The 25,207-nt window shown below is 44.6% G+C and carries 23 protein-coding genes; 2 read left to right on the plus strand and 21 right to left on the minus strand.

Features of this window, described 5'->3' with window-relative positions:
- Window positions 1–67 precede the first annotated feature (67 nt).
- The 5 genes from recG to NSQ23_RS09435 form a co-directional block, all read right to left on the minus strand.
- The gene (gene recG / locus NSQ23_RS09415) at window positions 68–2,116 is read right to left on the minus strand and encodes an ATP-dependent DNA helicase RecG (protein WP_064220612.1); all 2,049 of its coding nucleotides are present in this window, start codon (window positions 2,114–2,116) and stop codon (window positions 68–70) included.
- Entirely contained in the window at window positions 2,109–2,996 is an 888-nt protein-coding gene (sdaAA, locus tag NSQ23_RS09420) for an L-serine ammonia-lyase, iron-sulfur-dependent, subunit alpha (RefSeq protein ID WP_004891117.1), read from the minus strand. The genes recG and sdaAA overlap by 8 nt, the downstream gene beginning before the upstream one ends.
- Before the next feature lie 23 nt (window positions 2,997–3,019).
- Window positions 3,020–3,682 carry an L-serine ammonia-lyase, iron-sulfur-dependent subunit beta gene (gene sdaAB, locus NSQ23_RS09425; RefSeq protein ID WP_129000111.1) on the minus strand — a complete coding sequence of 221 codons (663 nt, stop codon included), beginning with the start codon at window positions 3,680–3,682 and terminating at the stop codon, window positions 3,020–3,022.
- An 83-nt stretch (window positions 3,683–3,765) separates the two neighbouring features.
- Complete coding sequence (locus NSQ23_RS09430) at window positions 3,766–5,424, minus strand: DAK2 domain-containing protein (protein ID WP_339170407.1); 1,659 nt, start codon at window positions 5,422–5,424, stop codon at window positions 3,766–3,768.
- 17 nt (window positions 5,425–5,441) lie between these two features.
- Window positions 5,442–5,804 carry an Asp23/Gls24 family envelope stress response protein gene (locus NSQ23_RS09435; RefSeq protein ID WP_004891123.1) on the minus strand — a complete coding sequence of 121 codons (363 nt, stop codon included), beginning with the start codon at window positions 5,802–5,804 and terminating at the stop codon, window positions 5,442–5,444.
- Between the two features lie 220 nt (window positions 5,805–6,024).
- Between NSQ23_RS09435 and rpmB the strand changes: the two genes are divergently transcribed.
- Complete coding sequence (gene rpmB, locus NSQ23_RS09440; RefSeq protein ID WP_021094248.1) at window positions 6,025–6,210, plus strand: 50S ribosomal protein L28; 186 nt, start codon at window positions 6,025–6,027, stop codon at window positions 6,208–6,210.
- A gap of 30 nt (window positions 6,211–6,240) precedes the next feature.
- On the opposite strand, the gene spoVM is transcribed toward rpmB, so the two are convergent.
- From spoVM to NSQ23_RS09520, 16 genes are all read right to left on the minus strand, one after another.
- The gene (spoVM, locus tag NSQ23_RS09445) at window positions 6,241–6,321 is read right to left on the minus strand and encodes a stage V sporulation protein SpoVM (protein WP_003394991.1); all 81 of its coding nucleotides are present in this window, start codon (window positions 6,319–6,321) and stop codon (window positions 6,241–6,243) included.
- A 73-nt stretch (window positions 6,322–6,394) separates the two neighbouring features.
- Window positions 6,395–7,033, minus strand: a complete 639-nt coding sequence (locus NSQ23_RS09450) for a thiamine diphosphokinase (RefSeq protein ID WP_006323123.1) — start codon at window positions 7,031–7,033, stop codon at window positions 6,395–6,397.
- A 30-nt stretch (window positions 7,034–7,063) separates the two neighbouring features.
- The gene (gene rpe, locus NSQ23_RS09455) at window positions 7,064–7,720 is read right to left on the minus strand and encodes a ribulose-phosphate 3-epimerase (protein ID WP_129000108.1); all 657 of its coding nucleotides are present in this window, start codon (window positions 7,718–7,720) and stop codon (window positions 7,064–7,066) included.
- Window positions 7,721–7,722: 2 nt separating this feature from the next.
- Window positions 7,723–8,604: a ribosome small subunit-dependent GTPase A gene (gene rsgA / locus NSQ23_RS09460; RefSeq protein WP_192954012.1), complete on the minus strand. Its 882-nt coding sequence runs from the start codon at window positions 8,602–8,604 to the stop codon at window positions 7,723–7,725.
- Window positions 8,605–8,617: 13 nt separating this feature from the next.
- Window positions 8,618–10,543, minus strand: a complete 1,926-nt coding sequence (gene pknB / locus NSQ23_RS09465; protein ID WP_339170409.1) for a Stk1 family PASTA domain-containing Ser/Thr kinase — start codon at window positions 10,541–10,543, stop codon at window positions 8,618–8,620.
- Between the two features lie 6 nt (window positions 10,544–10,549).
- Window positions 10,550–11,299 carry a Stp1/IreP family PP2C-type Ser/Thr phosphatase gene (locus NSQ23_RS09470; RefSeq protein WP_339170411.1) on the minus strand — a complete coding sequence of 250 codons (750 nt, stop codon included), beginning with the start codon at window positions 11,297–11,299 and terminating at the stop codon, window positions 10,550–10,552.
- 58 nt (window positions 11,300–11,357) lie between these two features.
- Window positions 11,358–12,407 carry a 23S rRNA (adenine(2503)-C(2))-methyltransferase RlmN gene (rlmN, locus tag NSQ23_RS09475; RefSeq protein ID WP_339170413.1) on the minus strand — a complete coding sequence of 350 codons (1,050 nt, stop codon included), beginning with the start codon at window positions 12,405–12,407 and terminating at the stop codon, window positions 11,358–11,360.
- Window positions 12,404–13,744 carry a 16S rRNA (cytosine(967)-C(5))-methyltransferase RsmB gene (gene rsmB, locus NSQ23_RS09480; protein WP_077429463.1) on the minus strand — a complete coding sequence of 447 codons (1,341 nt, stop codon included), beginning with the start codon at window positions 13,742–13,744 and terminating at the stop codon, window positions 12,404–12,406. The genes rlmN and rsmB overlap by 4 nt, the downstream gene beginning before the upstream one ends.
- A complete protein-coding gene (fmt, locus tag NSQ23_RS09485; protein ID WP_077429464.1) occupies window positions 13,737–14,681 on the minus strand; it encodes a methionyl-tRNA formyltransferase in 945 nt (314 codons plus the stop codon). The genes rsmB and fmt overlap by 8 nt, the downstream gene beginning before the upstream one ends.
- A complete protein-coding gene (gene def / locus NSQ23_RS09490; protein ID WP_339170415.1) occupies window positions 14,678–15,151 on the minus strand; it encodes a peptide deformylase in 474 nt (157 codons plus the stop codon). Before def ends, fmt begins: the two co-directional genes overlap by 4 nt.
- Window positions 15,152–15,168: 17 nt before the next feature.
- Window positions 15,169–17,583 (minus strand): primosomal protein N', encoded by a 2,415-nt coding sequence (gene priA, locus NSQ23_RS09495; protein WP_339170418.1) that lies wholly within the window; start codon window positions 17,581–17,583, stop codon window positions 15,169–15,171.
- Window positions 17,580–18,782, minus strand: a complete 1,203-nt coding sequence (gene coaBC / locus NSQ23_RS09500; protein ID WP_339170420.1) for a bifunctional phosphopantothenoylcysteine decarboxylase/phosphopantothenate--cysteine ligase CoaBC — start codon at window positions 18,780–18,782, stop codon at window positions 17,580–17,582. The genes priA and coaBC overlap by 4 nt, the downstream gene beginning before the upstream one ends.
- A gap of 69 nt (window positions 18,783–18,851) precedes the next feature.
- On the minus strand, window positions 18,852–19,061 hold the full coding sequence (gene rpoZ, locus NSQ23_RS09505; protein ID WP_003395016.1) for a DNA-directed RNA polymerase subunit omega: 210 nt from the start codon (window positions 19,059–19,061) through the stop codon (window positions 18,852–18,854).
- 1 nt (window position 19,062) lies between these two features.
- Entirely contained in the window at window positions 19,063–19,677 is a 615-nt protein-coding gene (gene gmk / locus NSQ23_RS09510) for a guanylate kinase (RefSeq protein WP_006323143.1), read from the minus strand.
- Between the two features lie 30 nt (window positions 19,678–19,707).
- Complete coding sequence (locus NSQ23_RS09515) at window positions 19,708–20,586, minus strand: YicC/YloC family endoribonuclease (RefSeq protein ID WP_339170423.1); 879 nt, start codon at window positions 20,584–20,586, stop codon at window positions 19,708–19,710.
- 103 nt (window positions 20,587–20,689) lie between these two features.
- Window positions 20,690–23,359 (minus strand): calcium-transporting P-type ATPase, PMR1-type, encoded by a 2,670-nt coding sequence (locus NSQ23_RS09520; protein WP_339170424.1) that lies wholly within the window; start codon window positions 23,357–23,359, stop codon window positions 20,690–20,692.
- 102 nt (window positions 23,360–23,461) lie between these two features.
- On the opposite strand from NSQ23_RS09520, the gene NSQ23_RS09525 reads away from it, so the two are divergent.
- Complete coding sequence (locus tag NSQ23_RS09525; RefSeq protein ID WP_339170426.1) at window positions 23,462–25,174, plus strand: NFACT RNA binding domain-containing protein; 1,713 nt, start codon at window positions 23,462–23,464, stop codon at window positions 25,172–25,174.
- The last annotated feature ends 33 nt before the right edge of the window (window positions 25,175–25,207 follow it).

Genomic DNA, 25,207 nt, shown 5'->3' on the forward strand with positions numbered 1-25,207 from the left:
CACCATCCGAATTATTACTAGGTACTAATAGTAGTATATAACACCCGTGCTTCCATTTCAACAACTTTTAATCTAATTTTTCGCCGTTTAAAACGCCTGATTGTTGTAAATGTTCGCGAAGAAAAGCGTATTTTTCTTCGCGCCAAAACGAAGGCGAGGCAATGAGGCGTTCCGCATCTTGTCGCGCCACTTCTAAAATGCGATAATCGTGAACGATGTCGCCGAGACGAAATTCAGGCATGCCGCTTTGTTTCGTGCCGAAAAAATCGCCCGGTCCGCGCAGCTCTAAATCTTTTTCTGATAGCACAAAACCGTCGTTCGTTTCTGTCATAATGCGCATTCGCTCTTTTCCTGCTTCTGATTTTGGATCAGCGACTAAAATACAGTACGATTGGGCTTGTCCGCGCCCAACTCGTCCGCGTAGCTGATGAAGTTGCGAAAGACCAAAACGGTCGGCATCGTAAATGACCATCACGGTTGCGTTCGGGACGTTTACACCGACTTCTACGACCGTTGTTGATACTAAAATATGAATGTCATTGGCGCTAAATGCACGCATCACTTCTTCTTTTTCTTCTGAAGATAGACGGCCGTGCATAAGCCCGATGCGATACCGCCCTTTATAGTAGTGCGTCAACATCGCATGCACGTCGATCGCGTTTTGGACATCCAGTTTTTCCGATTCCTCAATGAGCGGGCAAATGACGTATGCTTGATGACCCGCATCAACTTGTTTCGCCATAAATTGAAATACACGCTCAAGCATATCGTGTTTCACCCAATACGTTTCAATTTTTTTCCTTCCTTTTGGCATTTCATCAATGATGGACACGTCCATTTCTCCAAATGCCGTAATGGCAAGCGTGCGTGGAATCGGAGTGGCGGTCATAAATAGCACATCAGGCGATTGTCCTTTTTCACGTAAAATGCGTCGCTGCTCTACTCCAAAGCGATGTTGTTCGTCTGTGATGACAACGCCAAGTTTCGCAAAATTCACGTCGTCTTGAATAAGGGCATGCGTGCCGACAACAACATGAACGTCACCTAAAGCGAGCTGTTCAAGTAGCTGTTTGCGCCTTTTTCCTTTTACCGAACTTGTCAACAGTTCGACACGAATACCCATCGGCTCAAGCAGCGCACGAAGCGATTCAGCATGTTGCTCGGCTAAAATTTCCGTCGGTACCATTAACGCTCCTTGATACCCTGATAAATACACCGCATATAATGCAATGGCAGCAACGACTGTTTTTCCGGAACCGACATCTCCTTGTAGTAGGCGATTCATGCGATATGGCGATTTTAAATCTTGCACAATTTCACGTACAACGCGTTGCTGAGCATTCGTTAGCGGAAACGGAAGCGATTGAATAAACGATTGAAGTTGCCCATCTGAAAAGCGATGCGCAATACCTGGTGACTGTTCACGACGATATTTTTTTAACGCTTGCATTTTTAATTGAAAAAGTAAAAACTCTTCGTAAACGAGACGGCGTCGTGCTTGCTTTAGTTGCTCGTGCGAAAGCGGCATATGAATCACCCGAATCGCATCACGTTTTGATATAAGGCGATATGTTTGCAATAGCTCGCTCGGCAACGGGTCGACAATCGCATCACCGTATTGTTGTAAAGCGAGTGCAATAAAGCGCCGCATGCCTTTTACTGTCAAGTCGCCACGCGTTGAATAGACCGGTTCGATTTCTTTTTGTCGCTTCATTTCGCCGATATGCAGCTGCTGTACGGTGATCGTTTGACGATGTTTGTCCCACTTGCCTGTGATCGTCACCGTTTCGTGCAGGGTGAGCTTTTTTTTCAAATACGGTTGGTTAAAACAAACAGCCGTCACTAAAAATCGGTCAACAAGGACGCGAAACGTTAAGCGCGACTTTTTGCGGCTATAATACGTAAGCACAGGCTCACTATACACTTTGCCAATGATCGTAATTTTTTCATCGTGCTTTGCTTCTTCTAATGCACATATGCGATAATCTTCGTAACGAAAAGGGAAATGATACAACAGTTGTTCAATTGTATCAATCCCCATTTCATGAAGCGCGGCGGCTGTTTCTTCTCCAATTCCTTTAATCGCTGTGACTGATTGATGTAATACGTCACTCACGTTCGTTGTTTGGCTTACCGAAAATATCCGCTTCGAATTTGCGAGCGGTCGGCGTCGCCGCTAACCCTCCTTGTGCTGTTTCTTTTAATGACACTGGCATCGTCTGGCCGATGCGGAACATCGCTTCAATGACTTCATCGCACGGAATGCGGCTTTGTATGCCAGCAAGCGCCATGTCAGCAGCAATCATTGCATTTGCCGCTCCAATTGCATTTCGCTTGACACACGGTACTTCCACTAACCCTGCAACGGGGTCACAAACGAGTCCAAGCATATTTTTTAAAGCGATCGCCATCGCCTCTGCCGCTTGTCTTGGCGTACCGCCAGCCATCTCGACAAGCGCTGCCGCCGCCATACCTGCCGCTGAACCGACTTCCGCCTGGCAACCTCCTGCCGCACCGGAAATGGATGCATTGTTTGCGACAACAAATCCGAACGCACCAGCTGTAAATAAAAACTCAACCATTTGTTCACGCGTCGGCTGCAGTTTTTCTTTCACCGCAAATAATGTGCCTGGAACGACACCAGCTGATCCTGCTGTTGGTGTTGCACAAATCATTCCCATCGCTGCGTTTACTTCGTTCGTTGCCATCGCTTTACTGACGGCATCTAAAATCGTTTCTCCCGATAAAAATTGGCCGCGTGCAATATATTGTTGCAAACGTGTCGCATCGCCGCCTGTCAATCCGGAATGCGAACGAACACCCGCTAGTCCGCGAATGACGGCTTGCTCCATCACTTGTAAGTTTTTCTCCATTTGCGCAATAATGTCCTCTCGGCTGCGCTCTGTCACTTCCATCTCTTGACGAATCATTACTTCTGCAATTTTCATTTGTTCTCGTTCTGCTCGTTCGACAAGTTCTGCTACATTTCGAAACATCGTTGCCTCCCCTTTGCACCGCTTTACTCAACAATTTTTGTTACATCAATAATATGTGGTAACGCTTTTAATTGCTCAACGATCGCATCATCAATATTTTGATCGACTTCGATCGCCATTAACGCCTGTTTTCCTTTTTCTTTTCGCGATACTTCCATATGGCCGATATTAATCGCATATTTCGCTAGCACGTTCGCTACTCCTGCGATGGCACCGTAACGGTCATTATGCATAATTAAAAGGGCAGGATGATGACCAGAAAGCTTCAGCTCGAAACCGTTTAGCTCAATAATTTCGATTTTCCCACCGCCAATGGAAATGCCGACAAGCTCAAGCTCACCTTGTTCATCGCCGAGGCGAATTTTTGCTGTATTTGGGTGAGGAGGAATGGCTTCCTCTTCATGAAACGTGATGCGAATCCCTTCTTGTTTGGCGATTTGCAACGATGTTTTCATTCGTTCATCAAACGTATCGAAATTTAATAAACCGCCGACGATGGCGACATCTGTTCCGTGTCCTTTATACGTTTGGGCAAATGAACCGTAAAAGAAAATATCCGCCCACGTTGGTTTTCTGCCGAATAAGTTGCGTGCCACTTTGCCGATGCGTACTGCTCCTGCCGTATGCGAGCTCGACGGACCAATCATAATCGGACCGATAATATCAAATACACTGCGATATTTCATTTTTTCCTCCCCTTTGTCATCTTCACGAAAAAGAAGGGGAACGTTCCCCTTCTTTTATCGTATGTGAATAGCAACCATGCGTTTTATTCAATCGCAAAAATAAACGGATATAACGGCTGACCGCCATGATGTGTTTCAACTTCCACATGCGGGAATTGTTGTTCAATAAATTGAACGATGTGCGCAGTTTGTTCTTCGGTTGCATCTTCACCAGAAAGAATTGTTACAATTTCATCTTCTTCGCCAATCATATGCGTAAGTAGCGTCTCAACGACAGAATAAAGCTCTTTATGAGATACGACAATTTTGCCATCGGCAATTCCCATATAATCGTCTTTCGCGATTTCTACTCCGTCAATATGTGTGTCGCGGACAGCAAACGTCACTTGTCCTGTTTTCACGCGCGCAAGTGCCTCCGTCATCGCTTGCTCATTTTCCTCTTTTGTCGCAGAAGGGTTAAATGAAAGCAAAGCGGTCATGCCTTGTGGCACCGTTTTCGACGGAATGACGACCACATCACATGAAGCGACAGAAGCGGCTTGTTGGGCTGCTAAAATGATGTTTTTATTGTTTGGCAACACAAATACCGTTTGCGCATTTACTTCTTCAATTGCTTTTACGATGTCTTCTGTGCTCGGATTCATCGTTTGTCCGCCTTCGATGACCGCATGAGCACCAATGCTTTTAAATAATTCAGCAATGCCATCGCCCATGGCTACCGCAACGATGCCGTATGGGATGCGCTCTTGTTTTTTCGGCGGCTGCATCTCTTGATGGACGATATTTGCATGCTGTTCACGCATATTTTCGATTTTAATATTAATTAAGCTTCCGTAACGTTGCGCGTATGTGAGCACTTCGCCCGGTTGTTCTGCGTGAATATGCACTTTCACTACTTCATCATCTGCAATGACAAGTAGCGAATCGCCGAAGCGGCTCAAATCTTGACGGAACGTCTCTTCACGAAATGGATGTTTCGCTACTTTATCTTGTTCAAACTTCACCATAAATTCCGTACAATACCCAAATTCAATATCATCTGCGCTAAGATGGCTTTGCACGTTGCGGTGATGTTCGGTACGAACGAGCTGTCCCATCGACAACGCTTCTGTTTCTGCAATCGTTTCACCTTTTAACGCCGCTAAAAATCCTTCGTACACAAATACGAGACCTTGGCCGCCGCTGTCGACGACACCTACTTCTTTTAATACAGGAAGTAAATCAGGGGTGCGCTTCAGCGATGCTTTTGCCTCTTTTAATACTTCCGTCATTACAACGACGATGTCAGCTTCTTTTTTCGCCACAGCTACTGCGCGCTTTGCCGCATCTTTCGCAACCGTTAAAATCGTGCCTTCAACCGGTTTCATCACCGCTTTATACGCTGTCTGCACGCCCGCTTCAAGCGCAGCTGCAAACTCTTTGCTGTTAATTTCGCTTTTTTGTTCAATCGCTTTCGCAAATCCACGAAATAGTTGTGATAAAATAACGCCCGAGTTGCCGCGCGCTCCCATTAGCAATCCTTTCGCTAATGCGCCCGCCACTTTTCCGATATGATCAGATACGTGGTTTTTTACTTCTTTCGCACCGGACGTCATCGACAAATTCATATTCGTTCCTGTATCCCCATCCGGAACTGGAAAAACGTTTAATGCGTCTACCGTTTTTGCGTTGTTCGCTAAATGTGTCGCGCCTTGCAACACCATTTGTGCAAAGCGTTTCCCATCTAATGTTGTCATTGCCACAGATTAGTTCCTCCTCACTACGGATTCGTGACACGAACCCCTTGAACATAGATGTTGATCGATTGAACAGATAAACCTAACGTTTTGTCTAGCGTATACTTGACTTTCGTTTGTACGTTGTGCGCAACTTCCGAAATTTTTGTGCCGTAGCTAACAATGACGTATAAATCAATGTGCACTTCATCGTTTTCTTGGCGAACGACAATGCCTTTTGCAAAGTTTTCGCGGCGTAAAATTTCAGCAATGCCGTCTTTTAATTGATTTTTTGATGCCATGCCGACAATGCCGTAGCAATCGACCGCGGCTCCTCCAGCAATCGCTGCAATCACATCGTTACTAATTTCAACACGACCGTATTTCGTTTGTAATTCAATGGACATCGCTCAAGTCCCCTTTCTTGTTAGGTAGCTAACGCCATTGTACTATACTCCGCTTATTTTTAAAAGCTTCTACCCATAGTATATTTACCCGAAACAGAAAACAGATGTCAAGGTTATTTTCTTGAAACAGTTGATCGGAAGTATTGCAATCCGTTTTTATGTATGATAAATTATAGTAGTGTTTTGAGCACGTAGTTTGGCAAGTGAGGAGGGAAACAAAATGGCAAAATGCTTTGTAACTGGTAAGAAAAAATCATTCGGAAACGCTCGTTCTCACGCAATGAATGCGAACCGCCGTACATGGAAAGCGAACCTTCAAAAAGTTCGCATTTTAGTTGACGGAAAGCCAAAGCGCGTTTGGGTTTCTGCTCGCGCATTAAAATCCGGAAAAGTAGAACGTGTGTAATAGAAAAAAGCACCAATCATTTGGTGCTTTTTATCCTTTTTTGAACGAGTTTAACATCGCTCGTACAATTCCACCTAAAAATTTTGGCAACTTAATCGTATAAAATTTCACTATGATTCCCTCCCTACTGTGCACACTCTTCCACCATTATATTCATCTCCGCACAAATCGTACCTCGAAGCGTTTATTTTTCATCCTTGCTTCTTATCATCATTAATATGCCTTCAGTAAACGAAAAAGTACCAAAATGATGGATGAGTTCATTACTTACGCATAATGTTGAGCCGAGTGGTATATCGTGCGCATTAAGCGGATATTTAAATCCGCGAAGCGTTAAAGCGCGAATCGGGGTCATTGGGATAAAGGAAATATACGAATAATTCCCCTCGTTTTTAACCGTATGTTCGCCGCTTCGATAAAGCGTAACGACGTTTTGGCGATCAATTAATTCAATTTGCCCGTCTTTTCCTTTAAACAAAAGCTGTACGTTCCCGAATAAATGGTCAAGTCGTCCGCCGGTCACCCCAAACAAACGAATTTTCGTTGCCTTTTGTTCCAGCGCCCAATCGAGCGCAATGTCTGTGTCGGTTTGATCTTTTTCCGCTGGCCATATGTCGATGTGAGGTAATTTGTTTTTCAATTGTTGTAACTCTTGTTCATCAATTGAGTCAAAATCGCCAAATGCTCGCTTTGGCATGATTCCCGCATCAAGCAACGCTAAAACGCCGCGATCTACTCCTACCCAACATACATCTTCTCCGTCATAAGCTTGTAAATGTGGCAAAAGATTGGTCGGTCCGCCTGCTACAAGATGAATAATCAATGGGCTCACCTCCTAAGAAAGAAGGATGTGTCAAGATGACACACCCTCACGAATAGCGCGAATCGCTTTAGCACGATCGGCTTGATTATAAATGGCTGATCCAGCAACGAGCACGTTCGCACCGGCTTCGACGCAAAGCTTTGCCGTTTCTGCGTGAATGCCGCCGTCGACTTCGATTTCAACAGAAACCCCTCGTTCACGAACGAGTGTTGAGAATGCGTGAATTTTTGGAAGCACTGCTGGAATAAACGATTGTCCGCCAAAACCAGGGTTGACCGTCATAAATAAAACGAGGTCGAGGTCTTCAATCACATGTTCAACCATCGAAATCGGCGTATGCGGATTTAACGCTACTCCTGCTTTCACCCCATGTTCTTTAATAAGATGGATCGTGCGATGTAAATGCGGACATGCTTCAACATGCACCGTCAAATAATCTGCTCCTGCTTTTGCAAATGTCGGGATATAACGATCGGGTTGTTCAATCATTAAATGAACGTCAAGCGGCAATGTCGTCACAGGACGAATCGCCTCGACGATGAGCGGTCCGATGGTGATATTTGGGACGAAATGCCCGTCCATGACATCAACATGAATATAATCCGCTCCCCCGCGCTCTACGTCGATAATTTCTTCGCCAAGTTTAGCAAAATTAGCAGATAAAATGGATGGCGCAATTTTAACCATGTTTAATACCTCGGCTTTCGTTCTTTTATTTCCTCGATAAAGCTTACGTAATGTTCATAACGATAAGATGGAATGTCTCCTGACGCTAACGCCTCTTTCACCGCACATTTCGGCTCAGCTGTATGCGTACAACCGCGGAATTTACAATCGGCACTTCTAGCTACAAACTCCGGAAAACAGAGCGGCAATTGTTCGAGTTCTATCTCATCGAATTCTAGCGCACTAAATCCTGGTGTATCTGCGACAAAGCCGCCGGCAATTTCAATGAACTCGACATGTCTTGTCGTATGTTTTCCACGTCCAAGGTGATGGGAAATGTCGCCTGTTTTGAGCTGTAATCCTGGACGTAACGCATTGAGTAAAGACGATTTTCCGACACCAGATTGCCCAGCAAATACGGACACTTTTCCTTCCAAGTAAGGCAATAACACGTCAACTCCTGCACGCGTCTTGACAGATACTTCTAACACGTCATATCCAATTTGACGGTAGTCGCGAATATATTGTTCGATGCGCGGCTTCGTTTCATCGTCGACTAAATCCATTTTACTGACGACGATAATCGGACGAATGTTTTTTGCTTCAATGAGCACGAGAAAGCGGTCAAGTAATCCTGGGCTAAAATCCGGCTCGACGGCTGAAAACACTAAGATCGCTTGATCAATATTCGCAATCGGCGGGCGAACAAGTTCATTTTTCCGCTCAAACACGTCTAATATGTAACCTTCTCGTTCATTTTCCGCCTGAAAAGAAACGTAATCGCCAACAAGCGGCGTCACTTTTCGCTTGCGAAACACCCCACGACCACGACATTGATACACTTGCCCGTCACTTAACACGTAATAAAAGCCGCTTAACGCTTTAATAATTTTTCCTTCCGCCATAGCTTCCCTCCTTCTACGGTGTTGTTGGATATGGAACAATACCTTCGCGCACCGTCGTGCCGTTTACAACGACGCGATATTTTCCTTGTTTTCCTTGTTGAATGACGAATTCGACACGCTCTTTCACGTCATTAGTTAAGCGATAACGTTTGTACGGTTGAGCGAACGAATGATTTTCGTCTTCAATATATAATTCTGCCATGACTGGTTCGTTCACATCAACAGGCGGTTCATACGGAATGTCGATGTCTTGAATTACTTTCTTTGTTTGTACCGGCTCTTTTCCGAGGGAAATGACGACCGTAACGGTTGCTCCTTTTTCTAGTTTTGCATTCGCTTGTGGCGTTTGAGAAATAACGAGTCCTTTTTCGACCGTATCGGAATATTGTTGTTTGACGATGACATACAATTGTTGATCTGCCGCGTAGTCACGTACGCTCTTTTCCGTATATCCGGTTAAATCTTTTAAAATGATTTTTTCTGGTCCAAGGCTTACCGTAAAGCGCACTTCTGTTTCTTCTGGTACAACTTTTTCACCCGGAAGCGGAAATTGTTCAATAATCGTCCCTGCTGGCTTATCGCTATATACTTCTTTTTTATCGATAAGCAAATATTTTTCTGAACGCAATTGCGGTTCGACATCAGCAATTTGTTCACCCACATAATTTTCGAACGCGACTTTTTTCTTTCCGATACTTTTATAAATGGTGACAGCCGTTCCTGCTTTCACGACTTTTCCAGCTTGTGGATTCGTACGGATAACAAATCCTTCGGTGATGTCATCATGTTCTTGTTCGATCGTTTCTTCGATTTTTAAACCTAATGATGTCAGTTCCGCGATCGCATCATCATAATGTTTGTTCGTCACATCCGGTACAGTAACATCTTTCGGGAAAAATAAATCGGGAAGCCATGTGACCGCACTCGCTCCAACCCCGATGAACAACAAAAGAAACAGCGCCCATAAAGCGATCCATTTTTTTGACCTTTTTTCTTTTGGAGCGGGCACGTTTTCCCTTTTTTCCAGCGATGGAGGAGGTGATTTAATAATCGGCACTACTTTTGTTTCCTCATCATCGTCTTCGATAGGGAGCGTGAATTTTGCTTCGTTTATACGTTCAGGTGAAAGAGCGGTACGAATATGTTGTCGCATATCTAACGCGCTATTGTAGCGATGCAACGGATTTTTCGCCGTTGCTTTTAGCACAATGTTTTCCACGCTTTGTGGAATATTCGGATTCCATCGTCGTACAGATGGCGTCTCCGTTTGCAAATGTTTTAACACAATCGCGACAGCCGATTCACCTAAAAAAGGCAACTGACCGGTCAATAGTTCAAACATGACGATACCAAGTGAATAAATATCCGACTTTTCCGTTGCCATTCCGCCTTTTGCTTGCTCCGGTGATAAATAATGAACCGATCCTAACACCGAGTTCGTTTGTGTAATCGTTGTTGAACTTAACGCGACAGCGATACCGAAATCTGTAATTTTCAATGTTCCGTCTTCTGACACTAAAATATTTTGCGGCTTAATATCACGATGAATAACACCGTTTTGATGCGCGTGAGCAATTGCTCCTGTTAGTTGATCCATCATGCGTAGCGCCTCTTGCACAGGAAGCGGGGCATGTTGTTGAATATATTGTTTTAACGTACAGCCGCGCACATATTCCATGACCATATAATAAATGCCGTCATCTTCCCCAACATCGTAAATCGTGACAATATTTTCATGATTTAAACTTGTTGCGGCTTGTGCTTCGCGGCGAAAACGTTTAATAAATAATTCATCGTTTACAAAATCTAAGCGTAACACTTTGACAGCAACGTCGCGATCTAAAATGATATCTCTAGCTAAATAAACGTTCGCCATTCCACCGCCGCCGATAAGTTGCAACAATTTATAGCGATCGTTTAATCGTTTGCCGATGAGCACGAGCGATCACCTACTTTCATCCACATCTACAAATTGTATGATCGCTAACGTAATATTATCTTCGCCGCCGTGCTCGTTTGCGACGTTGATAAGCGCTTGCGCTTTTTCCTCAAGCGAACGGTCGGACGTTAATACGTCGATCATCGTCTGTTCCGTCACTTTATTAGAAAGCCCATCAGAACAAAGGAGCAACATATCTCCTTTGTCGATCGTAACCGTTTTGACATCTAACTGAATCGTCTGTTCCGTTCCGAGCGCACGCAATAGTACATGTTTACGCGGATGGTACTCCGCATCTTCTTTTGATAGTTGTCCACTTTTCACTAATTCATTCACAAGGGAATGGTCTTCGGTCATTTGTTGAAATCCGTTTGCGTTCAATAAATAACAACGGCTATCACCGATATGTCCAATTGTCGCAAACTGATTTGTACAAATAGCAGCAACAACGGTCGTACCCATTCCTTGACAATGCTCGTTCGTTTGCGAATGATGAAAAAGCGATTCGTTTACTTTCATGACATGTTCTTTTAACCACATTTCTGCCTGTTGCGGCGAGGTCATTTCGCCTGTTTCTTCCCAAAATTGTTTTAGTTGCGTCATCGTCATTTCACTCGCCACGTCGCCAGCGAGATGCCCCCCCATCCCGTCAGCGACAACAGCTAAATAATTGCCTGCCTGATTAATAAAAACTCCACCATTATCTTCATTATGTGACCGAATTTTCCCGACATCCGTTTGAAACACCGCCTTCATACACGCACGACACTCACAAGAGTATCGCTTCCTCCCTTCATATAGGTGTTGCTACATCTTACGCTTTCGTCTCCTCTTTTCGTTCTTTTGCGCGCAGCTGTCCGCATGCAGCATCAATATCGTGTCCTTGCTCGCGACGAATCGTAACATTAATGCCATGTTTTTTTAACGTTTTCTCAAACGCAAAAATTTGTTCACGCGGTGTACGAACGTAGTTGCGTTCAGGTACGTAGTTGACTGGAATTAAATTGACATGGCATTTCAATCCTTTAATGAGCTCCGCAAGCTCTTCTGCATGTTCAATTTGATCGTTTACACCGCCAAATAAACCGTATTCAAATGTGACGCGTCGTCCCGTTTTTTCAATGTAGTAGCGCACCGCTTCCATGAGTTCTGGCAATTTATAAGCTCGATTAATCGGCATTAGTTTTGAGCGCAATTCTGTATTTGGCGCATGAAGCGAAATCGCAAAATTAATTTGCATATTTTCGTCAGCAAATTGATAAATTTTCGGGATGATGCCGCTCGTCGATACAGTAATATGACGCGCGCCGATATGCAACCCTTTTGGGTGGTTGACGATTTTTAAAAACTTGATTAGCTCATCATAGTTATCGAACGGTTCGCCTATTCCCATTACAACGATGCTGCTTACACGTTCATTCGTTTCATCGAGCGCCTTTTGCACTTTGACGACTTGAGCAACGATTTCACCTGCTTGTAAATTGCGCTTTAATCCGCCTAATGTCGAAGCGCAAAACGTACACCCGATCCGACAGCCGACTTGGGTCGTGACACAAATTGAATTTCCGTAATCATGGCGCATAAGCACCGTTTCAATCGAATAACCGTCATGAAGCTCAAATAAAAATTTCATCGTTCCGTCTTTTGATGTTTGCTGTACGAGCGTTTTTAACGTTGTAATGACAAAATGTTCAGCTAACCGCTCGCGTAATGCTTTTGGAATATTCGTCATGTCTTCAAATGACGTCACCCGTTTTTTATATAGCCATTCAAAAATTTGTGTGGCGCGAAACGGCTTTTCTCCTTGCTGTTCCACCCAACTTTGTAAATCTTCTAAACGCATTGAGTAAATGGATGGTTTCATATGATGTCACCTTTCTTTTTCAATGTTGCGATAAAAAATCCGTCGCTATATACGTGATGAGGAAGCAATTGCAACATGCCGCGATCTACATATGACGCAACAGACGATGGTAGACGCGAAGCAAGTGTTTCGTCGCGATCATATTCGGGATGTTCAGCTAAAAACTGGGCGATGACTTGTTCATTTTCTTCGCGATCAACGGTACATGTGCTATATACAAGCGTTCCGCCACGCTTTAAAAGCGGGGCAACCGATCGTAAAATATTGAGTTGAACGTCCGCAAGTTGTGTAATATCTTTTTCATTTTTCGCATATTTAATTTCCGGTTTGCGACGAATGACACCAAGCCCTGAACACGGGGCATCAACTAATATGCGATCGAACGTTTCAGTGGCAAATTGCGTATGCGCTTGACGGCTATCGAGCTGTTTCGCTTCTATATTCGACAAACCGAGTCGCTTCGCCTGCTGTTCAATCAGTTTTACTTTATGATCGTGAATATCTAACGCGACAACGCGCCCGCGATTGTTCATGCGCTCTGCGATATGCGTCGTTTTTCCGCCTGGAGCCGCACAACAGTCTAACACGACATCTGTTTCGTTTGGAGAAAGGGCATAAGCGACAAGCATCGAACTTTCATCTTGAATCGTTATAAGCCCTTCGCGAAACACGCTCGTTTTAGCGGCATTTCCTTTTGTTATTTTAATGCCAATCGGAACGATGGAAGAAGGGATAGCTTCTATCCCCTCTTCTTTTAGGCGATCGATAACTTCTTCAACGGTTACGCGCATCACGTTTACTCGCGCTGTTTGTTCTGGTGGGAAGTTGTTTACTTCGCACATCCGTTTCGTTTCATCGAAGCCAAACTGTTCGATCCATCGGCGCACAAGCCATACGGGATGACTTGTCGCGATGGCTAACCGTTCGCTCTCATCTTTTATGTCGTCCAAGGAGCGCAATCCTTGCCGTTGAACAGAACGTAATATGCCGTTGACGAGCGAAGCGATGCCACGATGACCACGACGCTTGGCAATTTCGACTGCTTCAAATAACACCGCCCGATCAGGGATTCGATCTAAATATACCATTTGATAAAGCGACATGCGAAGTAGTAGGTGCACCCACGGCTCGATTTTTCCTTTGATAAACGGCTGTAAATAGTAATCAAGCGTATCGCGTCGCTGAATCGTGCCGTATACTAATTCTGTTAAAAGGGCAACGTCTTGGGCGGATAATTCGTTCGTTTCGATCACATGATGTAATGATAAATTGCTATATGCTCGTTTTTTTTCAATATCGATTAGCACATCTAATGCTACATTTCGCACGTTACTCATTCGTTCCTCCTAATACTGTCCCGATGGAAATCGTCGTGCCGCGCAAAAAGTCAGTTGCGCTCATTTTCCGTTTCCCAGCTGGTTGTAGTTCCGTAATTTTAATTGCCGTTTCATTCCCTGTCGCAACGATGATGCCATCTTGTTCAACGGCGACAATGGTACCAGGTTTCGCTTGTGAAGAAGCGGGTACTTTTTCTCCCCACCAAATTTTCCACCGTTCCTCACCATACATCGTATAGGCAACAGGCCACGGATTCATGCCGCGAATATGGTTGTAAATGTCTTCTCCTGTTTTTGTCCAATCGATTCGCTCTTGTTCTGGTTTAATGTTGTACGCAAACGTCGCTTGTTCATCATTTTGTTTGATTGGTGTAATGTCGCCTCGAAGCAGTTTTGGGAGCGTCTCAGAAAGTAGTCGTGCTCCTGCTTGGCTTAGTTTGTCGTGCAATGTTCCGACGGTATCGCGCTCATCGATTGGCACTTCCACTTGCGTTAATATATCGCCTGCATCTAGTTTTTCAACCATATACATAATGGTAATACCTGTTTTTTCTTTTCCTTGTAAAATGGCGTAATGAATCGGTGCCCCTCCACGCAACTCAGGCAAAAGCGAGGCATGCACGTTAATACAACCGTACGTTGGTGCGTCAAGAAGCGGTTTCGGTAAAATTTGTCCGAATGCAGCGGTCACAATTAAATCAGGCTGTAGAGCGATGACGTGCTCGTATTGTTCTTTCTCGCGAATTTTCGTTGGTTGAAATACCGGAATGCCGTACGATTCCGCTGCCACTTTGACAGGTGGTGGCGTCAATTGTTGTTTTCGCCCTTTCGGTTTATCTGGCTGTGTAACGACGCCAACGACGTTATATCCGTCTTTGATCAATTGTTCTAAAATCGGAACAGCAAAATCAGGTGTTCCCATAAACACAATGTTCATCCTTCGAACTCCCCTTCTTCATAATAGCGAATCACTTTTGACGTAAATAATATGCCATGTAAATGGTCAATCTCATGTTGTAACGCGCGCGCTAAAAAGCCGGTCGCTTCGATTTCAAACGGGCGACCGCGACGATTTTGCGCACGTACTTTCACGTATTGGAAACGTTTCACTTCCCCAAATAATCCCGGAAAACTTAAACATCCTTCTGGCCCGATTTGTTCGCCGCTCTGTTCCACGATGACAGGATTAATTAATTCAATGCGCCCATGACGGTCGCCAATGTCGACAATGGCAATTTGTTGATCGACACCAATTTGTGGAGCAGCTAATCCAACTCCATCGGCCGCAAGCATCGTATCGTACATATCATTTAATAACTTGATTAGCTTTCGGTCAAATACGGTGACTGGTTGACAAACCGTTTCTAAAATGGGTGCAGGATATGTCACAATCGGTAAAATGGCCAAAATGGTTCCTCCCTTATTTACATCATCATATATGGATTTAAATCGATCGTAATCGTCACATCGCCGCGCGCCATGTCGCGCTGATAATGTTCGACAATCGCGCGAAGCGCTGTCGTTAAGTTCGTTTCTCGCTTGTATTTTATCATGCATTGGTAACGATATCTATCGTTCATGCGTGCAATTGGCGAAGCAACAGGTCCTAACACGACCGCTTCAGCTGACAAATGTTTTTTCACATGTGCAGCGATTTTTTCAGCGATGCTTATTCCTTTCAGCGCATCGACATGGGATACGGTAATGAGCGTTAAATAGTAAAACGGTGGATATCCATGTTTTTTTCTGTTCATCATTTCGCGCTCATAAAATGCTTCGAAGTGATGATCGGCTGCTAGTTGAATGCTGTAATGTTCGGGCGTATACGTTTGAATGACGACTTCTCCCGGCAAATGATGCCGCCCCGCTCGGCCACTCACTTGCGTCAACAGTTGAAACGTTTTTTCGGCCGCCCGAAAGTCAGGGACATGAAGCATCGTGTCTGCCGCTAATACGCCAACTAATGTGACGTTCGGAAAATCAAGCCCTTTCGCTATCATTTGCGTGCCGAGTAAAATGTCCGCTTTTCCGTCGCCAAACTCGTTTAACAGCCGTTCATGTGCTCCTTTTCGGCTCGTTGTATCGACATCCATGCGAATGACGCGAGCATGAGGGAGAAGTTTAGTTAATTCTTCTTCCACCTTTTGTGTTCCTGTTCCGAAAAAACGAATATGTTCGCTTTGACAAGCAGGACAATGGGCAGACATGCGCTGTTCGTATCCACAATAATGGCATTTCAGTTGCTGCTGCACGCGATGATACGTGAGCGAAATATCGCAATGTGGACATTGAATGACGTGACCGCAATCACGACACATGACAAAAGATGAATAGCCACGACGATTTAAAAACAAAACAGACTGCTCCCCTTTTTGTAGCCGCTCCGTTAATTTTTCATATAAAAGGCGAGAAAACATGGAACGGTTTCCTGCGCGCAGTTCTTCGCGCATATCGACAATCTCAACAGGTGGAAGCGCATGATCATTCATTCGTCTCGTTAACGTCACTTGCTTATATACCCCTTTTTTCGCGCGCGCAAACGATTCAAGTGATGGCGTAGCGCTGCCGAGCACAACCGGACAACGATGGTAACGGCCGCGAAAAATCGCAACATCGCGCGCATGATAGCGAGGCGATTCTTCTTGTTTATAGCTCGTTTCATGCTCTTCATCAATAATGATGATACCGATGTTTTCAAACGGTGCAAAAATGGCAGAGCGAGCACCAACGACAAGCTGCACTTCTTTTCGTTGAATTTTCCGCCATTCATCATACTTTTCTCCAAGTGATAATCCACTATGAAGAACAGCTACTTTAGAGCCGAATCGTTCTTTAAACCGTCTGACCATTTGAGGCGTAAGCGAAATTTCGGGGACGAGCACAATCGCTTCTTTTCCTTTTTTTAAAACGAGATCGATCGCTTGCATATACACTTCCGTTTTTCCGCTTCCGGTGACGCCGTACATTAAAAATACGTCGTGTACGTTTTGTTCAATGGCTTGTCCGATCGCATGTAGCGCTTGTCGTTGTTCCTCTGTTAAGACGAGTGGTTTTGTTTTGGAAAATGAGTGGTTCGCGTACGGATCACGATATATTTCTTTCTCTTTCACAGCGACAAGTTGTTTTTTAATGAGCGTTTGAACAGTTGCCCATGCGCTATTTGTTTCGCTCAACAACTGTTTTAAAGGTAAAGCCCGTGCTGTCAACAAATGTTCGAGCACTTGCTTTTGTTTCATTGCGCGCGTTGAAAGCGACGCAAGCGCATGTGCGACATGTTCGTCATTTGCACATAATTCGACCCATTTTTCTGTTTTTATTTTTCCTTTTTCTTCAACTCGATAAACGACTTCAATATGACCATTTGCAATTTCTTGTTGCAATAGGCGCACGTATGGCGTTTGCTCAACCTCGCTCCATGGGATGGTGAGACGGTCACGAAACAGCGCGCGCACGTTTTCGTGGACGAGCGGCATATGTTGTTCGATGAGTCGAATATCTTTCTCATATTTCGCTTTCATCGCCGCAGGTAACATCGCTTGAAAGGCAGATACCATAAAACAAAGTGTCGTTTCGGTTAGCCACCTCCCTAATTGAATTAATTCCTCGTTTAATACAGGAACGACATCAAGAAGGGAATGGATTGGCTTTAGTTGCTCGATGGACATATCGGTCGTTTCTTTTACTTCGATGACAAATCCTTGTAAAAGTCTATTGCCAAATGGCACGACGACGCGCATGCCTGGTTGTACGATATCGACAAACTTAGGCGGGATGATATAATCAAACGGGCGATCCGTTTGACTAGCTGGAATATCAACAATGACAGAAGCAATGGTCATACGCGTCCCTCGATTTCACGATGAACTTCGCGTAAAATTTCTTTTGCCACTTCCGATTTTGGTAAAAGCGGAAGGCTTTTCACTGTTCCGTCTCGTTTAAACAGCGTCACAATGTTTGTATCCGTTCCGAATCCCGCCCCTTCTTGTACGACGTTATTAGCGACAATCATATCGGCGTTTTTGCGCGCAAGCTTATCTTTGGCATATTGTTCGACATCGTTCGTCTCTGCCGCAAAGCCGACTAAAAATTGATGCGTTTTTTGTTCACCGAGCGTTTGTAAAATGTCGATCGTTCGTTCCAAAACAACGGTATAGTCCCCTTGTTGCTTTTTTATTTTATTGTCAGCGACGTATTTTGGGCGATAATCCGCCACCGCTGCTGTTTTAATGACGATGTCACTATCGTGAAAATGGTTCATCACTTCTTCGTACATGTGTTGCGCACTTTCAACGCGAATCATTTGTACACCCGGAGGGCTAGGAAGCGCCGTCGGACCAGAAATAAGAACGACATTCGCTCCAAAATCACGTGCGGCTTCTGCAAGTGCATAGCCCATTTTTCCGGTTGAATGATTGCTGAAAAAGCGAACAGGGTCAAGTTTTTCACGCGTTGGACCAGCGGTTACTAACACTTTTTTTCCTTTTAATATGTGATTTGTTGCAAAATGTTGTTCAAGCAACGTAACGATCGTTTCCGGTTCTTCTAATCGTCCTTTTCCAACATAGCCGCACGCAAGCATCCCTTCGGCTGGTTCAATGAAGCGATAACCGAACGACTGCAACGTGCGCATATTTTGTTGGACGGCTGGGTGTTCGTACATATGGACGTTCATCGCTGGTGCAATCCACACCGGTGCTTTTGTCGCAAGCAAAATCGTTGTCACCATATTGTCAGCTAAACCGTGTGCGAGCTTTGCGATCGTGTTTGCAGTTGCAGGGGCAACGAGTACGACATGTGCCCAATCAGCTAAATCAATGTGTGCGATGACGTTTGGCTTTTTTTCATCAAATGTATCGACGTACACCTCATTTTTTGATAACGCTTGAAACGTAAGCGGTGTGACGAATTGACAAGCAGCTTCCGTCATGACGACTTTGACGTTCGCCCCCGCTTGCACAAGTTTGCTTGTGAGCGCTGCAGCTTTATATACAGCAATGCCACCTGTAACACATAATAAAATGTTTTTTTGCTGAAGCATCAGCGTTGCCCCTTTCGTTTTGATATTTGTAAAAAAATAACAACCTAAAACTAGGTTGTCGTAAGTAGGTTATTGCGTTGCTTCTTCTTCGCTAACGACTTCAATATGACCCGCCGCAATTTCTTCTAACGCTTTGCCGACAAATTTTTTCGACACAGGTTTTTCGATTGTTAAATCGTTTTTGACTTGCAATTGACGGGCGCGTTTCGCCGCCACGGTCACAAGCGTATATTTTGAATCTAATTTTGTCATAAGTAAATCAATGGAAGGGTACAACATATTACTCAACCTCCAACATCTTTTTGTATCGTTGTGCGACGCGTTCGCGTCGGCAATGCTCTGCCATCACAATCGCTTTAATGCGTTCACACGCAAGCTCGACTTGGTCGTTTTCGACGACGTAATCGTACGCATCCATCATTTCTAGTTCTTCTTTTGCCGCCTTTAACCGATCGCGAATGAGTTCTTCCGATTCAGTTCCGCGCATTTCGATTCGTTTTCGCAATTCGCTTAAACTTGGCGGGGCTAAGAAAATAAAGAGCGCCTCTGGGAACACTTTGCGAACTTGCATCGCTCCTTGCACTTCAATTTCTAAAAAGACGTCTTTTCCTTCTTGCAACGTTTTTTCCACGTACGCGATTGGCGTACCGTAGTAATTCCCAACATATTCCGCCCATTCTAACAGCTCATTTTCACGAATCATTTGTTCAAACTGTTCGCGCGTTTTGAAAAAGTAATCAACGCCATCCACTTCACCTTCGCGCGGTTTGCGCGTTGTGACGGAAATCGAATATTGCAATTGAATGTCTGGCTGTGAAAATAAAGCTTTACGCACCGTCCCTTTTCCGACACCGGACGGACCTGATAAAACGATTAATAAACCTCGCTCTTTCATGTTGATCCCTACCCTTCTGTAATAAACAAACTACTCCACATTTTGCACTTGTTCTTTAATTTTTTCAAGGGCGCTTTTCATGTTAACAACTTCCGAAGCAATGTGGCTATCGTTTGCTTTAGCACCGATCGTATTCGTTTCGCGATGGAGCTCTTGAACGAGAAAGTCGAGCTTTCGTCCGACAGATCCTCCTTCGGAAACGATGCGACGGAATTGCTCGATATGGCTATATATGCGTTTTAATTCTTCATTAATGTCGACTTTTTCTGCAAATAAAGCAACTTCTGTTAATAGCCGTTGTTCGTCGACGATACCTTGTACAAACTCGTGCACCCGTTTATGTATGCGATCGCGGTAAGAAGCGACGACCGTTGGCGCAAGTTGTTCAATGCAACGTGCACTTTTTTCAATCGTTTCCAATTGCGTCAGCATATCTGCTAATAGCGCTTTTCCTTCTTGTTCGCGCATATATTTTAGTTGCTCCACCGCTTCTTTTGTCGCTTCTAAAAGTAAAGAGAGAAGCGCATCGTTCTGCACAGGCTGTTCTGTCATTTCCACCGCATCTGATAGCATGTGTACAACATCTCGAAGCGATACATCGTCTTTCAAATGAAACCGGCTGCGCACATCAGTCAGCATCCGATAATACGCATCGACAAGCTGCCAGTCAACGTGTAGCGTTCGTTCAACGAGCTGTTCTCCTTCAATCGTCACAAACACCTCAACACGTCCACGTGCAATATGTTCAGTAATCACTCTTTTTATTTTATCTTCAAACATCATCCACTGTCTAGGTATGCGGATCGAAATTTCACAAAAACGGTGATTAACAGATTTCATTTCCACCGTAACGCGTACGTTTTCGCCTTCTTTTTTCCCTCGACCAAATCCTGTCATACTCATGATCATGTTCTCACATCCATTGCTACGTTATCGACAATAAAAGAAGGTAATAGATTCGCTCCATTACCCTCTTTCATTATAACATATATCACTATATAGCGAAAACATTTCATGAACGGCGACGCGCAAATAGCGAACCTGCCAGTAAAAACGTCGGAATAGCCGATAAGCCGACAATTAACAACCAATCTGCAAGCGGAAGCGAAACGGTATGGAAAATTGGTTGTAACGGCGGATAATAAATAACGACAAGCAGCAATAAAAGCGACGACAAAACGGCAAGCACTAAATATATATTTTCAAACGGATTGCGGTCAAACACCGATCGCTCGCTTCGACAATCAAAGACGTGGATGAGCTGAGCGAGCACGAGCGTCGCAAAGGCGACCGTCTGCGCATACGTTAAGTTTTCCGGATGTCGCGTATGCACAACGAGAAACGCGATAAGCGTCACCATACCGATAAGAAAGCCACGGCTAACAATTTTCCAACCGAGCCCGCGCGCAAACACCCCTTCTTTCGGATGGCGTGGCGGCCGTTTCATGACGTTTTCTTCTGCAGGGTCTAATCCGAGCGCCATGGCAGGCAATCCATCTGTCACAAGATTGACCCATAAAATTTGAATCGGTACAAGCGGGAGTGGAAGAGCTAAAATCATCGCAAATAACATGACTAAAATTTCTCCGACGTTTGATGCAAGCAAATAGCGAATAAATTTACGAATGTTTTCGTAAATGTTTCGCCCTTCTTCAATGGCAGCTTTAATGGTCGCAAAGTTATCGTCTAACAAAACGAGGGAAGCCGCTTCTTTTGAGACGTCCGTTCCTGTGATCCCCATCGCAATGCCAATGTTTGCTGTTTTAATAGCCGGGGCATCGTTGACCCCATCGCCTGTCATCGCCACAATATGCCCTCTTTTTTGCAACGCTTGCACGATTTTTAATTTATGTTCTGGCGATACGCGCGCAAAAACATATACATCCTCTACAACGTCTTCTAACTCATCGACAGTGAGTTGCGATAACGTCTTTCCGTCCATCACTTTTCCATTTGATGGCAACATGTGTAGTTGCTGAGCGATCGCTTTTGCTGTTAATACGTGATCTCCTGTAATCATCACCGTTTTAATGCCTGCTTTTTTACATTCGGCTATCGCTTGTTTCACTTCTTTTCGCGGTGGGTCGATCATCCCTTGTAAACCGATGAACGTTAAGTCGCTTTCTGCTTTCGTTTCATCGTTGATCGCTTCGGCGAATGAAAGCGGACGATACGCGATCGCAATCGTTCGAAGCGCCTGTGAGGCGAGCATATTGACCGTTTGTTGTACCGTTTTTCGTTCTTGGTCGCGAAGCGGTTTGGCTTGACCGTTCATGTATAGGAAACGGCATCGTTCGAGCAACATATCTGGTGCTCCTTTTGTCACGATAAAGCGCCGATTCGAACGATCTTTCACGATGACGGTCATCATTTTGCGCGTCGAATCAAACGGAAATTCATGTTCAATCGTAAACTCATTAGCGATTTTGTCTTTCGTCCATCCTGCTTTCGCCGCAGCTACAACGAGTGCCCCTTCGGTCGGGTCGCCATCAATCATATACGCTTTCCCTTTTTTCTTCAGCTCAGCATGATTGCACAACGCCCCGAACAGTAACAGTTGTTGCAACGATGTGTCTATTTTTTCTTGTTTACCATTTAACAAAAACGTTCCTTTTGGTTCATAGCCCGTCCCGCTTACTGTCCATAAGCGATGATTCACCCATACGTGTGTGACGGTCATTTGATTTTCTGTCATCGTTCCTGTTTTATCAGAACAAATGACGGACGCGCACCCGAGCGTTTCAACGGCCGGAAGTTTGCGCACGATGGCGTTTCGTTTCATCATTCGCTGCACACCGAGCGCTAATACGACAGTGACAATAGCTGGTAATCCTTCAGGAATCGCCGCAACCGCAAGCGACACGCCTGCCAAAAACATGTCATACAGTTCATGTCCTTGCCATACACCAAGCACGACAACGAGCGCTGTGAGCGCTAAAGCGATGACAATTAAAATTTTGCCGAGCTGTTCAAGCTTTCGCTGCAACGGTGTTGTCATCGTTGGTGCAGATTGCAATAAATGGGCGATTTGTCCCATCGCTGTATTCATCCCTGTCGCTACGACAATACCTGCACCGCTTCCTTTCGCCACGAGCGTGCCCATAAACGCCATATTCGTCCGATCACCTAACGAAACGTCTTGGGGAAGTGGCGCTGTTTGTTTTTCAACCGGAAGCGACTCCCCTGTCAAAGACGATTCTTCAATATATAGTCCCTTCGCTTCAATAAGGCGTACGTCAGCCCCGATACGATCGCCGCTTGCGAATTTCACAATGTCGCCAACGACAAGGTCGGCAGACGGCACTTTCATCCATTGACCGTCACGTAAAACGAGCGATTCTGGGGCGGATAGTTTTTTTAACGCCTCAAGCGACTTTTCCGCTCGCCGCTCTTGTATAAATCCTAGGCATGCGTTAATGATCACAATCGCTACGATGGCGATCGCATCGATGTATTCCCCTAATACGGCAGAAATCGCCGTTGCCGCCAATAAAACGAGCACCATAAAGTCTTGAAATTGCCCGATAAATTGTTTGAACGCAGACGGCTTTTTTTCTTCTGAAAGCTCATTTTTTCCAAATTGTTTTAATCGTTTTTTCGCTTCTTTTTCCGTTAATCCGAAACCGATTGTTGTGTTTACTTGTTGTTCGACTTGTTCAACACGCAGTCCGTGCCAGCTCATTTCTTTCCCCCTTCCGCTTATCTTATCTATGACAGCTTATTCAGGCATGTACAAAAAAATGATATGGTATAATCAAAAGAAAAAAGAGAAAGGTGTTTTTTTATGTCGTTTGACGGAGTATTTACATATGCGATGACAAAAGAATTACAGCGCACGCTTGTCGGGGGGCGCATTTCAAAAATTTATCAACCCTCTTCATATGAATTAGTATTTCATGTTCGCTCGCACGGACGTAACTATAAATTGTTATTATGTGCACATCCGATTTACGCCCGTATTCATTTAACAAATGAGACGTACGATAACCCGTCTGAACCACCGATGTTTTGCATGCTTTTGCGTAAACATATGGAAGGGGGCATCATCGAGGCGATTACGCAAGTCGATTTTGATCGCATCATCATCATTCACGTGAAAGCAAGAAATGAGCTTGGTGATGTATGTACGAAGCAACTCATTATTGAAATGATGGGCCGCCACAGCAACATCATTCTCGTCGATGAACAGACGAATACAATTATCGATAGCGTCAAACATCTCTCGCCTGCTGTGAACCGCTATCGAACGGTGCTGCCGGGGGCGCCTTACATTTCGCCGCCGTCGCATAATAAACTGAATCCGCTTGATGCGACGGAAGAAACGGTGTTAAAAAAAATCGATTTTCTCGCTGGAAAATTAGCTGATCAACTCGTGGCGACATTTATGGGCATTTCTCCGCTGTTTGCTCGCGAAGCTGTTCATCGGGCAGGGCTCGCCAATCGGACGACGCTACCGAAAAGTTTTATATCGCTTATCGAAAACGTACGAAACGGGAATTTTACTCCGTGTATATATACGACAGGGGAAAAAGAAATATTTTACGCGTTGCCACTCACTCACATTGAAGGCGAAATGAAACCGTTTGACACATTAAGCGAGATGCTTGACCGTTTTTATTTCGGCAAAGCGGAACGCGACCGTGTCAAACAACAAGCGCACGATTTAGAGCGATTTGTTGCGAATGAAAAAGCGAAAAATGAGAAAAAGCTGTTGAAATTAGAAAAAACGTTAGAGGAAGCAAAGCAGGCGGAACAATATCGACTATATGGGGAATTGTTAACCGCAAATCTTTATGCAGTAAAGCGCGGAATGAAAGAAATTGAAGTGATCAACTACTACGACGAACATGGCACAACGATCACGATTCCACTTGATGAACAAAAAACGCCGTCCGAAAACGCACAAAGTTATTTTCAAAAATACCAAAAAGCGAAAAATTCGCTTGCGATCGTCCAAGAGCAAATCGAACGCACAAAAGAAGAAATCGTGTATTTCGATACGCTTTTACAACAGCTCGAAACCGCCTCACCAAAAGACATTGACGATATTCGCGACGAATTAATCGAACAAGGCTATTTGCGCTCTAAAGCGACAAAACAGAAAAAACAAAAGCCGCGCACGATTGACCTTGAACGCTACATCTCAAGCGACGGAACGGAGATTTTTGTCGGCAAAAACAATAAACAAAACGACTATTTAACGAACAAATTCGCAAGCAAAGACGACATTTGGCTTCATACGAAAGACATCCCTGGCTCCCACGTCGTCATTAAAAGCAAGCAACCATCCGAACAAACGATCATCGAAGCTGCCCATTTAGCCGCCTACTTTAGTAAAGCGCGCCACTCCAGCTCCGTTCCGGTCGACTACACACGCGTCCGCTACGTTAAAAAACCGAGCGGTGCCAAACCAGGCTTTGTCATTTACGAAAACCAACAAACGATCTACGTCACACCGGATGAGGAGTTAGTTGTGAGGATGAAAAAACCCGTCTAAGCAGGCGGGTTTTTCACACTTATCAAAATATTT

Origin of the sequence: Anoxybacillus sp. FSL W8-1294, from assembly GCF_037965005.1 — a bacterium.
Lineage (GTDB): Bacteria > Bacillota > Bacilli > Bacillales > Anoxybacillaceae > Anoxybacillus > Anoxybacillus flavithermus_G.